The sequence below is a fragment of the Caryophanon latum genome (assembly GCF_001700325.1).
Lineage (GTDB): Bacteria > Bacillota > Bacilli > Bacillales_A > Planococcaceae > Caryophanon > Caryophanon latum.
In genome coordinates, this window is record NZ_MATO01000080.1 from 1 (window position 1) to 13097 (window position 13097).

At 40.2% G+C, this 13097-nt stretch carries 15 protein-coding genes; all 15 read right to left on the reverse strand.

From position 1 onward, the window contains the following. Positions 1–277 precede the first annotated feature (277 nt). The gene (gene frr, locus A6K76_RS15620; protein WP_066466538.1) at positions 278–835 is read right to left on the reverse strand and encodes a ribosome recycling factor; all 558 of its coding nucleotides are present in this window, start codon (positions 833–835) and stop codon (positions 278–280) included. Then, positions 835–1560, reverse strand: coding sequence for a UMP kinase (gene pyrH, locus A6K76_RS15625; protein WP_066466539.1), 726 nt, complete (start codon positions 1558–1560; stop codon positions 835–837). The genes frr and pyrH overlap by 1 nt, the downstream gene beginning before the upstream one ends. 121 nt (positions 1561–1681) lie before the next feature. After that, positions 1682–2566: a translation elongation factor Ts gene (gene tsf, locus A6K76_RS15630; RefSeq protein ID WP_066466540.1), complete on the reverse strand. Its 885-nt coding sequence runs from the start codon at positions 2564–2566 to the stop codon at positions 1682–1684. A gap of 206 nt (positions 2567–2772) precedes the next feature. After that, positions 2773–3492, reverse strand: a complete 720-nt coding sequence (rpsB, locus tag A6K76_RS15635; protein ID WP_066466541.1) for a 30S ribosomal protein S2 — start codon at positions 3490–3492, stop codon at positions 2773–2775. A gap of 159 nt (positions 3493–3651) precedes the next feature. After that, positions 3652–4188: a hypothetical protein gene (locus A6K76_RS15640; protein ID WP_066466542.1), complete on the reverse strand. Its 537-nt coding sequence runs from the start codon at positions 4186–4188 to the stop codon at positions 3652–3654. 83 nt (positions 4189–4271) lie between these two features. After that, positions 4272–4577 carry an RNA polymerase subunit sigma gene (locus A6K76_RS15645; RefSeq protein ID WP_066466543.1) on the reverse strand — a complete coding sequence of 102 codons (306 nt, stop codon included), beginning with the start codon at positions 4575–4577 and terminating at the stop codon, positions 4272–4274. Between the two features lie 12 nt (positions 4578–4589). Further along, positions 4590–5360 (reverse strand): FliA/WhiG family RNA polymerase sigma factor, encoded by a 771-nt coding sequence (locus A6K76_RS15650; RefSeq protein ID WP_066466544.1) that lies wholly within the window; start codon positions 5358–5360, stop codon positions 4590–4592. Between the two features lie 545 nt (positions 5361–5905). Continuing rightward, the gene (locus tag A6K76_RS15655) at positions 5906–6262 is read right to left on the reverse strand and encodes a hypothetical protein (RefSeq protein ID WP_066466545.1); all 357 of its coding nucleotides are present in this window, start codon (positions 6260–6262) and stop codon (positions 5906–5908) included. Further along, complete coding sequence (locus A6K76_RS15660) at positions 6259–6750, reverse strand: chemotaxis protein CheD (protein WP_066466546.1); 492 nt, start codon at positions 6748–6750, stop codon at positions 6259–6261. The genes A6K76_RS15655 and A6K76_RS15660 overlap by 4 nt, the downstream gene beginning before the upstream one ends. Position 6751: 1 nt before the next feature. Continuing rightward, positions 6752–7384, reverse strand: a complete 633-nt coding sequence (locus A6K76_RS15665; RefSeq protein WP_066466547.1) for a chemotaxis protein CheC — start codon at positions 7382–7384, stop codon at positions 6752–6754. Between the two features lie 16 nt (positions 7385–7400). Further along, the gene (locus A6K76_RS15670; protein WP_066466548.1) at positions 7401–7844 is read right to left on the reverse strand and encodes a chemotaxis protein CheW; all 444 of its coding nucleotides are present in this window, start codon (positions 7842–7844) and stop codon (positions 7401–7403) included. Between the two features lie 15 nt (positions 7845–7859). After that, positions 7860–9932 (reverse strand): chemotaxis protein CheA, encoded by a 2073-nt coding sequence (locus A6K76_RS15675; protein ID WP_066466549.1) that lies wholly within the window; start codon positions 9930–9932, stop codon positions 7860–7862. Positions 9933–9946: 14 nt separating this feature from the next. Next, entirely contained in the window at positions 9947–11047 is a 1101-nt protein-coding gene (locus A6K76_RS15680; RefSeq protein ID WP_066466569.1) for a protein-glutamate methylesterase/protein-glutamine glutaminase, read from the reverse strand. A 48-nt stretch (positions 11048–11095) separates the two neighbouring features. After that, positions 11096–11968 carry a MinD/ParA family protein gene (locus A6K76_RS15685; RefSeq protein WP_066466550.1) on the reverse strand — a complete coding sequence of 291 codons (873 nt, stop codon included), beginning with the start codon at positions 11966–11968 and terminating at the stop codon, positions 11096–11098. A gap of 11 nt (positions 11969–11979) precedes the next feature. Continuing rightward, positions 11980–13095 (reverse strand): flagellar biosynthesis GTPase FlhF, encoded by a 1116-nt coding sequence (flhF, locus tag A6K76_RS15690; RefSeq protein WP_245672011.1) that lies wholly within the window; start codon positions 13093–13095, stop codon positions 11980–11982. Between the last annotated feature and the right edge of the window lie 2 nt (positions 13096–13097).

Below are 13097 nucleotides of genomic sequence, written 5' to 3' on the forward strand. Positions count from 1 at the left end.
TTTACGGTCTCTTGAGGCACGAGCTTTTCCCCCAGGACGCTCGCCGCACGCTTACTGCCATTAATATGCAGCATTTATTTCCAGATGGTTGCTAACAACACCCGATTTCACTGTATATAAATGGCTAATCAACAGACCTGCTTTTCCTACATAAGTTGCCGCCTACACGTAAGAACGATGCCTACCTTATGTTCTTACTCAAAAGTTCAATCTATATATATAAAAAGAACGCCCTAATATTTAGGACGTTCCTCATATGGAAGAAGTTCGCCGGAAATTAAACTTCCAGTAACTCTTGCTCTTTATCTTTTGCGACTGCATCTACTTTCGCAATGAAATCATCCGTTAATTTTTGGATGTCTTCACCGTAACCACGTAAATCGTCCTCTGTAATTTCGCCCGCTTTTTCAGCTTTCTTTAAATCATCGTTCGCATCACGACGCACGTTACGTACTGCAACTTTCGCTTCTTCTGCTTCTTTTTTCACTTGTTTTGCAAGCTCTTTACGACGCTCTTCTGTTAAAGCTGGAATTGCTAAACGAATAATATTTCCATCATTCGTTGGCGTAATACCAAGATCTGATTTCATAATTGCTTTTTCGATATCACCTAAAGCAGATTTATCATACGGTTGAATAACTAATAAACGTGCTTCTGGTACTGAAATACCTGCAATTTGGTTTACCGGTGTTGGTGAGCCGTAGTAATCTACTGAAATACGATCAAGTAAGCCTGCATTCGCACGACCTGCACGAATTGATGCTAATTGACGTGATAAAGCTGAAACTGATTTTTCCATTTTATCTTTTGCATTTGCTAAAATTTCTTTTGTCATTAAATAGACCTCCTAACAATTGTACCAATTTTTTCTCCTTGTACGGCACGACGAATGTTACCTTCTTCTGAAATTGAAAAGACGATTAACGGAATGTCGTTATCCATACATAAAGTTGAAGCAGTTGAATCCATTACTTGTAATCCTTGTTGAATAACATCTAAGTACGTTAATGTGTCATATTTCACTGCTGTTTTATCAATACGAGGGTCCGCTGAGTACACACCATCTACATTGTTTTTCGCCATTAAAATCGCATCTGCGTTAATTTCTGCTGCGCGTAATGCGGCTGTTGTATCTGTTGAGAAGTAAGGGTTACCTGTACCAGCTGCGAAAATGACAACGCGCTTTTTCTCTAAATGACGAACAGCTTTACGACGAATATACGGCTCTGCAACTTGCGTCATTACGATTGACGATTGCACACGCGTTTCAATGTCTAATTTTTCTAAAGCGTCTTGTAATGCTAACGAGTTCATAACTGTTGCTAACATGCCCATGTAGTCGGCTGATGCACGCTCCATGCCCATTTCGCTACCGATCTTTCCACGCCAAATGTTCCCACCGCCAACAACTACTGCTACTTCTACGCCAAGGTCGACAACTTCCTTCACTTGTTTCGCAACTTCTTTAATGATTTGCGGTGATAAACCAAAGCCTGCTTCGCCCGCTAACGCTTCTCCGCTTAACTTAATTACTACTCGTTTGTATTGTGGAACACTCATAGGAAACCTCCGTCATTTCTTTTATTTTACTACGTTTTGCGTAAAAGATGTAACTTTTCATTGCTTGAAAAATAGGGAACACGCAAATGTGTTCCCTATTCTTTCTATTTATAATGTGAAATTAGTTACCTTTAACTTGGCTCATAACTTCTTCTGCAAAGTTATCTTCGCGTTTTTCGATACCTTCACCAACAGCGAAACGTTTGAAGCCAGTCACTGTACCGCCAGTAGAACCTACGAAGTCACGTACTTTTTGGTCAGAGTTTTTAACGAAAGTTTGGTCTAATAAGCAAACGTCTTCGAAGTACTTACCAAGACGACCTTCTACCATTTTCGCTACGATGTTTTCTGGTTTACCTTCATTTAACGCTTGCTCAGTTAATACTTTACGCTCGCGCTCTACTTCTTCAGCAGAAACTTCGTCACGAGAAACGTACGTTGGGTTGATTGCAGCGATATGCATAGCGATATCTTTTGCAGCAGCAGCGTCAGTAGAACCTTCAAGTACTACTAATACACCGATACGTCCGCCCATGTGTAAATAAGCGCCGAATGCGTCTGCATCCGTTTTTGTTTTAATTTCAAAACGACGTAATGAAATTTTTTCACCGATTGTAGCGATTGCAGTAGAAATGTAATCAGAAACTTTAACACCGTTAATTTCTGTTTCTAACGCTGCATCTACATCAGCTGGCTTAGTTGCTAAAAGGTGAGCAGCTAATTCTTCAACTAAAGTGATGAATTTATCGTTTTTAGATACGAAGTCCGTTTCAGCGTTAATTTCAACTAAAATTGCTTCATTACCGTTTTCTAAAATGTAAGTAGTACCTTCAGCAGCTACGCGGTCAGCCTTTTTACCAGCAGCAGCTAAACCTTTTTCACGTAAGAAGTCGATTGCCGCTTCCATGTCGCCATCAGTTTGTACTAATGCTTTTTTGCAGTCCATCATACCTGCGCCAGTTTTTTCACGTAATTCTTTTACTAATTGAGCAGTAATTGTTGCCATGTTGGATTTCCTCCTTGGAATATAAGTAACTAATCAGTAGTCAATTGGATGATGCGCATACGAGCACTAGGCAGTTAGCTCACCAACATACAGATGACCTCATAATTAGTTGTATGCTATTTTTTCAATAAAGACAAGAGATTGCCCTTTTTCTTCAAAAAAAGGTGATAAGGGACTCATCCACTTATCACCTTTGTAAAAGTGAATTATTCAGCAGTAGTTGCTTCTACTACAGCAGTTTCTTCACCTTGTTTAGACTCGATTAAAGCGTCAGCCATTTTAGCAGTTAATAATTTAACAGCGCGGATAGCATCGTCGTTCGCTGGAATCACGTAGTCGATTTCATCTGGATCACAGTTAGTATCAACAATACCAACTAGAGGGATGTTAAGTTTACGTGCTTCTGCAACTGCGATACGCTCTTTACGTGGGTCAACCACGTACATTACATCTGGAATTGCAGTCATATCACGGATACCGCCTAAGAATTTAACTAAGCGCTCGTGTTGTTTTTTAAGTTGAATAACTTCTTTTTTCGGTAACACTTCGAAAGTGCCATCTTCTTCCATTTTTTCGATTTGCTTCATACGAGCAACACGTTTTTGGATTGTACCGAAGTTTGTTAAAGTACCACCTAACCAACGTTGGTTAATGTAGTAGTTGCCTGAACGTTCTGCTTCTTCTTTGATCGCTTCTTGTGCTTGTTTTTTCGTACCAACGAATAAAACTTTACCACCGTCTTGACCAACTTGACGCATGAAATCGTAAGCTTCTTCTAATTTTTTAACTGTTTTTTGTAAGTCGATGATGTAGATCCCGTTACGCTCAACGAAGATAAATTTCTTCATTTTTGGGTTCCAACGACGAGTTTGGTGACCGAAATGTACACCAGCTTCAAGTAATTGTTTCATTGAAATTACTGACATGAGTATTTCCTCCTAAGTTTTGGTTAATTTCCTCCGCATTTTTCATTTGCAACAAGCAACCTCCAGCAAGAAGGCACCACTTACTACATCAAAATGCGTGTGTAATGTAATTATTACCGTTAACCAATATAGCATAAAAAAAAGCCGTGCGCAACCATTTTACGCACGGAACTTTAATAATAACTCGACCTCTGTTATCCCTTTGCCAAGCGCACGAGCAATTTCCTCAACGCTCTTCCCTTCTGCTGCAAGGGCATGCACTTCACTTGTCGGTGGATGAATCGGCACAGCTTGCTGTAAAGCCTCATCAAACGTCTTCTTTTTCTTTTTCGGCGGCTGGCTCATATATGCATTGACTACCACATTTTTTGGCACAGCTGGCTTATCGAATGCTGTTTCAACGACAACCTCTTCTTCTGGAATTGGTGGCACATACGGCGCGGCTGGCTTTTTCACCGACTGAACAGGCTCATTAAAAATCGATTTTGGCTTCGTTTGCTGAAGCTCTCCTAATAGACGATCATTTTCCTCACGCATTTCAACTAAATATGCGCTCACAAGCTGATCCATCTCACGCATCATAATTTGCTGTTTTTTCTCTAGTCCTTTTAACTGCGACACTTTCATGTACAGCAATAAAATGACTGCAAATGCGATGATGACTAAAATAAATAAGGCGACGATTGCTGCAATCATACTTCACTGTTACGTACACAAGCGCTTACTTGCTTCGGAAACAGCTGTCACCTCTCTTTCTTCGTTTATTTTCATGTATAACATCATCCGCTAAAGTCAACGAAATTGCCTTTGAACGGATGCTTTGCTTTTTTCTTCGCTAGCTCAAGCTTCTTTTTACGTTGTTGCTCCTCACGCTCTTGCTCACGCTTTTTTTCCTCGTCACCGTCAATGTTCATTAAGCCCTCTGTTTCATTGACGATTGTTTGCTGACGCTCGACTTCTCGCTTTAACGCCTCATTTGCATGCATTTGCTGATTCGTAATGTGCTGCTGCTGCTGCTCGACGACTTTCCCTGCATCAAACGTTTTTGGAATCGCAATTTGCAATTCGATACCTTTTAAACTCATACAATCAACCCCTTACGCATTTAACATTTCTGTCATTAACAGTTTGCGTAATTTAAATAACGCCTTCGAATGGATTTGTGAAATACGCGACGTCGACAGCCCTAAAATGTCACCAATCTCCGTTAACGTTAATTCCTCTGTATAAAATAAACTTAGCACGAGCTGTTCCTTGTCATTTAACTTCCTTATATTTTCCATCAAATCGTGAATTAACTCTGTTTTCACAACCTGCTGCTCAGGCGTTTTCATCGTATCATCTCGAATGACAAACGACTTCCCTTCCGCTTCTTCCTGGTCATCAAACTGTTCGTTAATGGATAATACGTTGGAGAAAAAATGCTCCTGCACCGTCTGATACACTTCATCCACTGATAAATTCGCATGCGCTGCAATTTCCTCTGGTGTCACATGACGCATTAATTTCTGCTCAAGCGACTCAATTTGCACATCAAGTTTCTTCGCCTTCTCACGTGCTGAGCGCGGTAACCAATCCTCTTTTCGCAACCCGTCAATAATCGCACCACGTACACGAAACGATGCATACGTATCAAACTTTAAATCTCGCTGAATATCAAATTTATTTAACGCATCAAATAACCCCATCATCCCTAAGCTCGTTAAATCATCTCGTGATACATTTTTAGGCAAGCCTGCTGCTATGCGTTGCACATGATAAGAAACGAGAGGCGTATATTTTTTCACTAAAATATCGCCAACTAGTGGGTCTTTGTCTTTTGCCCAACGCATCCAAAGCTTTTGTTCTTCGGATTTTGCTTGAGTCATGAAACCACCTCTTCCTTCATGAATCCTTTCCGTCTATTATATCAAATGTAACATACAACTTTCTATTTTACCTTACGTAATTTGTGCTAAACATTTAGCGGAACAACAATTTTTTTCCGAAAAATGTCACATTTTTTACTTTTTACTTTTTTATACCCTATTTTTCAATCGAAAATGTCAAATTTTTTTCAAATCGACAGCGTCTCTCATTATATTTCAGCGTTCCCTAGAAGTAGCTAAGAAAACAAACTTGAGTCGATTACATATGTCTAACAAGTTCAGTACTCGTTAAATAGGACGTGTCTAAAAACTTTATAATTCCGCACAAATGAACGCTGTAAACGAATGAGTGATCGTCTTGTCTCAATTGCGGGCGCTTCAGTCACGAGCGATTTATGCTCAGATCTACATTTTTTGCGTCAACGCTATCTTGCCATCATAAACGATAAAATTCGTATATCAACACACTTAAAGTAAGCTAAACACGTTGCATAATAATCTATAAAAAATAAAAAGACTACAGTAAATAATACTGTAGCACTTTATTATTTCGCCACTGTCGGCTCCTCTTTATTCAACATTGTTCGTACAACTTCCGCGATTTCCTCAGAGTTTTCATCATTAAACTCAACCGTTGAATTGTTGTCTTGCATGTTTAATGCATCCTCTTGTTGCTGAGCGCTTAATGCGTCTGCATCCGTTGCTTGTTCTGGTGTATACATCGCATATGAAATAATGTAACGAATAATATACGTTGCAAAAAAGGCAATAATTGCTGTTGCAAAACTACCAAATAACACGTGCGGTGTCACATATGGCGATTGCATCGCAAGGAAAAAATGCACGGAAAATGCAGCCAATGCAATCCAACAATTATAAAAAATACTTCCATGTAACGTCATAGCTGTTTCACTCCTTGATTCACTGTGCGAATATGCAAAATCGACGTCGCTGGATCAAATTCAATAGTTCGTCCGCTATTACCACCAGTATCTTCTGCCACTAGCTGAATAGCTAATTTGCGTAGCTGCGTCTTCACAGCTTCAACATTTCTTGGGCCAATGCGCATCGAATCTTTATCCGATGAAAATTGAAACATTTGCGCACCTCCCGCGATTTTTGCCTTCAAACGTAACGCGCCTTGTCTTTTTAACATATCCGCCATTGCCACTATACCTGTATCTGCAAATTTAGCTTCATTGATTTGTGTCGTACGATTAAGCGCAGAATCCGGCAACATCACATGGACAAGTCCCGCGATTTTTTTTGATTCATCATATAGCACCACTCCAACACATGAGCCTAATCCCGATGTTCGGATCGTTAAAGGCTCCTTTGCTACATCCATTTGAGCAATGCCTACTTTCACAACTTGGTTATTCGTTAGCATATTACGCTACCCCAAGCGCCTTAAAAATTTTCATAAAAGTTTGAGGGTCCGGCAATAAAAAGAAGTTTCCTTTTAACGACTGACGTACTTCCTCGCTTTCTTCAAAGATTGACGTATTAATAACAATTACTTGATCTGTCACATAAGATAAATCAATTAAACCGATGCTAATAATTGCTCCGAACATATCAATACTCAACCCTGGTACAGTTGGATATAACTTTAGCCCTGTAAAATCGGATAATGCAGATAAATACGAACCTGATAAAATATTCCCCATCTCTTGCATCGCTGATAATCCAAGCTCCGACACAGGTGGATTGTATAAATCAAATGTGTCATCATGAATTAGACCACGAATAAAGTGATTTGCTTGTTCTACAGGTAAAATAAAAAACATACTTCCATCTGCATCGCCTTCAATACGAAGGAAAATTCCAACTACAACTTCTTCTGCTCCACCTGCTAGCTCCATCATCTCTTCAAACGATACTGTCTGAACACTCGGAACGTGCATATCAATCTTTTTTTGTAAAAGATCGGACAACGCCGTCGCTGCATGTGCAGCGCCGATGTTGCCAACCTCCTTCAATACATCTAAATGGAGCGACGTAATGGACGTTTCTTCGGTCATAATATCGCCTACTTTACTACATAATGAGTACTTTTTCTAAATGCAATAAAATTAATAAACGCTTCTCAATTTTCGCTACACCTGAAATGAACTCTTCCTCATATGATCCAACGACTTCTGGTTGCGGCTCAATTGTATCCATTGCAATGTCTAATACGTCATTTGCAGAATCGACAACAAATCCGACTTCCATATCTTCCAATTGAATAATAATAATACGTGTCGTTTCCTCATCTGCTGGTAGCGGCAAGCTAAATCGCTCACGTAAGTCGATAATTGGCGTTACGACACCGCGTAAATTAATAACACCTTTCACGTAATGTGGTGTTTTTGGTACACGCGTAATGTGCATTAATTTCTCAATACCTCGTACTTGCGCAACCGGCACCGCATATTCTTTATCCGCTAATTGAAAGACGATTACTTTCATTGATTCAACTTCTGTTGTTGTGTTTGTCATGTCATTCACCCCGCCTTACTTAATTAACGCATTACAGTCAACAATTAACGCTACTTTACCGTTACCTAAAATTGTTGCACCTGAAATGGCAAAAATATTTGTTAAGTAATTTCCTAAAGATTTTAATACAATCTCTTGCTGACCGATGAACGAATCAACAACAAGACCTGCAAGCTTATCATTTTTACGAACAATGACAACTGAATGGAATCCATCGTTTACTGGCTCTGTACGTGGCACTTCGAAAATTTCCTCTAAGAACACAAGCGGTACAACTTTACCACGGAAATCAATTACTTTTTGGTTATGCGCATTTAAAATATCTGACGTACGAATAATTGACGTTTCGATAATTGATGATAATGGAATCGCATAAATTTCCTTCTCAATTTCAACAAGCATTACTGAAATGATCGATAACGTTAACGGTAATTGAATCGAGAACGTTGAGCCTTTTCCTGGCGTTGAGTCGATTGAAATTTGACCGCCGAGTGACTCGATTGTCGTTTTTACTACGTCTAATCCTACACCACGACCAGAAATATCTGAAATCACATCCGCTGTTGAGAAGCCTGCTGCCATAATGAACTCAGCTACTTGCTTATCTGATAACGACGGTGCTACTTCTGGTGCCACTAAGCCGCGCGCAATCGCTTTACCTAATACTTTTTCACGATTTACGCCCGCACCATCATCTTCAATCTCGATGAATACGTGGTTACCGCTATGGAATGCACGAAGCTGTACAATCCCTTCTTCTGGCTTACCGTTTGCACGACGCACTTCAGGAGACTCAATACCATGGTCAACTGAGTTACGAATTAAGTGAACGAGTGGGTCACCGATTTCATCAATTACAGTACGGTCAAGCTCTGTTTCTGCACCGATGACATCTAGGCGAATTTTTTTGTTTAAGTCACGTGAAATTTGACGAACCATTTTCGGGAAGCGATTGAATACTGTTTCAACAGGAACCATGCGCATCGTTAAAACGATTGTTTGTAAGTCGCCCATCGTACGGCTCATACGCTCTACCGTTTCTGTTAATTCGCTATGATTGACTTCGCTTGAAATTGATTGCAAACGTCCACGGTCAATTACAAGCTCTTCAAATAAGTTCATTAAAATATCTAAACGCTCAATGTTTACTCGAATCGTTTTGCTCATCGCTGCTTGCGTTTTCACTGGCGCTTTTTTGTCATCGACAGCTGGTGGTGCTGGCGTCGCTGCTGGAGCTGCAACAGGCGCTACTGGTTGAACTGGTGCTGCCGGTGTCGGTGCTACTGGTGCAGCAGCTTGTTCCGCTTCCTCTGGCATGTTGAACTGTGCCTTCGTAACTGGTGTCACTTCTACTACTTCAACTTCTGACACTTTTAATAGCTTTTCTTGTACAGCTGCTGTATCTGATTTCGATACGAACGCTACGTAAAACTCGCTATCAAATTGCTCTTCTTCTAGCTTTTCAACTGTCGGAACTGCTTTAATAACTTCGCCTAGCTTTTCTAAAATTTCAAATACCATGAACACACGCGCTGCTTTTAATAAGCAATCGTCGCGTAACTTCACGTAAATTTCATACACTGTAAAACCTTGATCGAACGATTGGTTAATAACGGTCTTTTCAAACGTATCAAAGTTTAATTTCGATTCTACTGCTTCTACAGGCTCAGCTACAGTTGCTGCTGGTGCTACAATATCTTCAATTGGCTCTTGCGCTTCAATTCGTTTTAGCTTTTCAACAGTTTGAGAAACGTCGCGTTTTCCGTCGCCGCCATTTGCGATATCGTTAACCATTTCTTCTAAATGATCCACCGATTCAAATACAACGTCTAAAATGTCTGACGTTACGATAATTTTCGCATTACGAATCGCATCTAAAACATTTTCCATTTTATGTGTTAAATCTGCTAAATCTTCAAAGCCCATCGTTGCAGCCATACCTTTTAACGTATGCGCAGAACGGAAAATTTCACTTACAATTGCTAAGTCGTTCGGATTTTTCTCTAAGTCTAGTAAATGCTCATTGCATGATTGTAAATGCTCTTTACTCTCATCGATGAACATTTCTAAGTATTGATTCACTTCCATCTAAAGGGCCCCCTTTAAGGTACATATTTCATAATCGTTTGTGCAATATTATCAACATCTGCTATTTCATCGACAAGCTGTGTTTCTACGGCTGCTTTTGGCATACCGTACACAATGCATGTATTTTGAGATTCCGCAATCGCCATTACTGTGCCACTCTTTTTTAATGCTTTTAAACCTTGTGCACCGTCATGTCCCATACCGGTCATAATAACTGCCACTTTATCAAAATCTGCATATTGACTTACGCTTTCAAACATAATATCAACAGACGGACGATGCCCTGACTTCGGTGGTTCCTCATTATCAAGTACGATTCCAAACGACATGCCAACTTTACGTAATTTCAAATGATACCCACCAGGAGCTATGTATGCTGTACCATTTTGTAAAATATCACCATGCTCTGCTTCTTTTACATGAATGGCACTTAGCTGATTTAGTCGGTTCGCAAGCGATTTCGTAAATCCAGCTGGCATATGCTGCACAATTAAAATGGGTGCTTGCACAGAAGCTGGAATTTTCGTAATGACATCTTGTAATGCTCGTGGTCCACCAGTGGATGTGCCAATGACGATAATTTTCTTTGATGTACGCGACCATTTTTGAGCTGTATGATTTGTTACGACAGGCTGTGGAGCGACAGGCTTTCGCACAGGTAAAATCGGTGCTTGCGGTGTTCTTGACTTCGGTGTTAGCGGCATTGCTGTTGTACGTGACGGATAGCTCGTAGACATTTTACGTAAATTGCGCACCGGAACGTTAACAGCTTGCTCAATTTTTTGAACAAGCTCTTCTTGAATTTTATGTAAATCAAGTGAGATCGTACCGCTTGGCTTTGCGATAAAATCCACCGCTCCATTTTCCATTGCGATTAACGTATTTTCTGCCCCTTGCTGCGTCGTACTTGACAGCATAACAATCGGCACCGGCTGCGTATCCATAATTTGCTTCACTGCTTCTAAGCCATTCATAACGGGCATCTCTACGTCCATCGTTACAACGTCCGGACGTAGCTGCTCAATTTTAACGAGCGCATCTTTACCGTTACGTGCAGAGCCGACTACTTCGATTGTTGGATGATTTTGAAAAAAATCGCTAATTAATTTCCGCATAAAGGCAGAATCATCAACAATTAATAATTTCTTTTTTGACAAACTCACCTAATCACGACCTTTCAAGAAAATTGAACGTAATTTTGTTAATAGCTTGCTCCCTTTTGCAGGCGCATGTACTTCTTCTGCTCGATGCTCTGTAAAGGCCGTCACAATTTGTTGTAGTTTCCGTGTAATCGGTGCGTTCGGATAAAGCTCTGAAAACGGCACTTGACGCTGTACAGCTTTGCGCACAAGCGGCTCTTCTGGTAATGAACCAAGCACCGTGACATCTTTATGTAAAAAGTTTGTCATTACAGTGCGCAAACGCTGCAATGTTTCGCGCCCTTCCTCAGCATCGTACACACGGTTACAAATTAAATAGAAGTTTTTTTGTGCATCCTTCAAATAAATATATTTCATCATGGAATAAGCGTCTGTAATCGATGTTGGTTCTGAAGTCGTAATAACAACTATATCATCGACCGAAACGAGTAAATCTAAAGACCAATTCGTTGCACCCGCACCCATATCAAAGACAATATAATCAAACTGCTGCTGCAAATACTCAAACGCTTCAATCAGCTTCTCAAACTGCGTATCCGTCCATTGAAGCAATGTCGACATTCCAGATCCTCCAGAAATGTAGCATAAGCCGTCTTCCCTCGTTAACATAACTTCCTCTAGTGATTTATTACCTTCTAAGTAATCTTTCAAACTATAGGAAGCGCTTTTCCCAATTAAAATATGAATATTTCCCATGCCAATGTCCATATCAACAATAATGACTTTTTTTCCTCTTCTAACAAGCTCTAATGAGAAGTTCGTTGTAAAATTACTTTTACCAACTCCCCCTTTGCCGCTAACTACCGCGACTGAGCGACCTAATTTACCTTGGCTTTGCAGCAATTTCCTGCGTAAGTTTTCTGCTTGATCCCTCATTCATGCTCTCCTTAGAATAACAATGCGATTAAACGATCTAAAGATGCTTCCTCAATATCTTCGGGTACTTCTTGCCCAGAAGCATAGTAAGAAAGACCTTTATTATATTTAACCATTAAATTAATAATTGTGCCAATAGAATTCGTTTCGTCAAGCTTCGTAAATATAAATTTTTCATAAGGTATGTTCGCAAACTGATCAATCACATCGCATAAATCTTGTTGTTTCATCGTAGAAGACAGCACGACATATGTCTCCATTTGTTCATGGAAGTTTAACAACTTTGTAATTTCTTCAACGTGGCGCTTTTCCTTATAGTTGCGCCCAGCCGTATCGACAAACACAATGTCTTGACGCGCTAAATTTTTTGTCGCCTGCTCATAATCCGAGATCGAATAAATAATTTCAACAGGTGCTTGTAATAACCCAGCATACGTCTTTAACTGTTCAATAGCCGCAATTCGGTACGTATCAGTTGTCATAAATCCAACCTTTTTCTTTTGCTCAAGCGACGTACGTGCCGCAATTTTTGCAATCGTCGTCGTCTTTCCTACACCAGTTGGACCAAGCAATTGAATAAATTTTTTCGACTCATGAAAGCCACCCATCGGTAAATGTGCTAACTTTTTACGCAATATAGCCGCAGCTTCCTTTTGTAATGATTCTGTCGTTGCTTGCACACGCTTTTTCTCAATATGAGTGAAAAGCTCATCACCAATAGCTGTGATGAGCTCCTCGTCTAGCTCTTGCTTTTTTAATTTCGCTAACACCGTCGTTAACGCTGCTGGATATTGAACGGCTTGTTGCTGACGCGTTAAACCTTGTAGCATCGCCTTCACATCGGCAAGTTCGTTACGTAAAGCTTCTGCTTGTGCATCTGCTTTTTCTTCAGCTTGCTTCGCTGACTTTACAATCTCTGTCGGTAGCGATACTTTTGACTTTGCTTGTTTTACTGGTAGCTCGACATCATCAATACCTGCTGTTACTTCAAACGTTTTCGTTGACATTAAGCCGAGTAGCTTTTTTTGTTTTACGACGCGCTGGTTAATGATGACTGCATCATCACCAAGCTCAGCACGTACTTTTTTCATAACTTCCGGCATCGTTTCAGCCGTAAACTTTTTCATTC

Excerpts from the sequence above, each read along its gene's own strand:
- frr (WP_066466538.1), bottom strand. The coding sequence starts at position 835 with ATGACAAAAGAAATTTTAGCAAATGCAAAAGATAAAATGGAAAAATCA.
- pyrH (WP_066466539.1), bottom strand. The coding sequence starts at position 1,560 with ATGAGTGTTCCACAATACAAACGAGTAGTAATTAAGTTAAGCGGAGAA.
- tsf (WP_066466540.1), bottom strand. The coding sequence starts at position 2,566 with ATGGCAACAATTACTGCTCAATTAGTAAAAGAATTACGTGAAAAAACT.
- rpsB (WP_066466541.1), bottom strand. The coding sequence starts at position 3,492 with ATGTCAGTAATTTCAATGAAACAATTACTTGAAGCTGGTGTACATTTC.
- A6K76_RS15640 (WP_066466542.1), bottom strand. The coding sequence starts at position 4,188 with ATGATTGCAGCAATCGTCGCCTTATTTATTTTAGTCATCATCGCATTT.
- A6K76_RS15645 (WP_066466543.1), bottom strand. The coding sequence starts at position 4,577 with ATGAGTTTAAAAGGTATCGAATTGCAAATTGCGATTCCAAAAACGTTT.
- A6K76_RS15650 (WP_066466544.1), bottom strand. The coding sequence starts at position 5,360 with ATGACTCAAGCAAAATCCGAAGAACAAAAGCTTTGGATGCGTTGGGCA.
- A6K76_RS15655 (WP_066466545.1), bottom strand. The coding sequence starts at position 6,262 with ATGACGTTACATGGAAGTATTTTTTATAATTGTTGGATTGCATTGGCT.
- A6K76_RS15660 (WP_066466546.1), bottom strand. The coding sequence starts at position 6,750 with ATGCTAACGAATAACCAAGTTGTGAAAGTAGGCATTGCTCAAATGGAT.
- A6K76_RS15665 (WP_066466547.1), bottom strand. The coding sequence starts at position 7,384 with ATGACCGAAGAAACGTCCATTACGTCGCTCCATTTAGATGTATTGAAG.
- A6K76_RS15670 (WP_066466548.1), bottom strand. The coding sequence starts at position 7,844 with ATGACAAACACAACAACAGAAGTTGAATCAATGAAAGTAATCGTCTTT.
- A6K76_RS15675 (WP_066466549.1), bottom strand. The coding sequence starts at position 9,932 with ATGGAAGTGAATCAATACTTAGAAATGTTCATCGATGAGAGTAAAGAG.
- A6K76_RS15680 (WP_066466569.1), bottom strand. The coding sequence starts at position 11,047 with ATGCGGAAATTAATTAGCGATTTTTTTCAAAATCATCCAACAATCGAA.
- A6K76_RS15685 (WP_066466550.1), bottom strand. The coding sequence starts at position 11,968 with ATGAGGGATCAAGCAGAAAACTTACGCAGGAAATTGCTGCAAAGCCAA.
- flhF (WP_245672011.1), bottom strand. The coding sequence starts at position 13,095 with ATGAAAAAGTTTACGGCTGAAACGATGCCGGAAGTTATGAAAAAAGTA.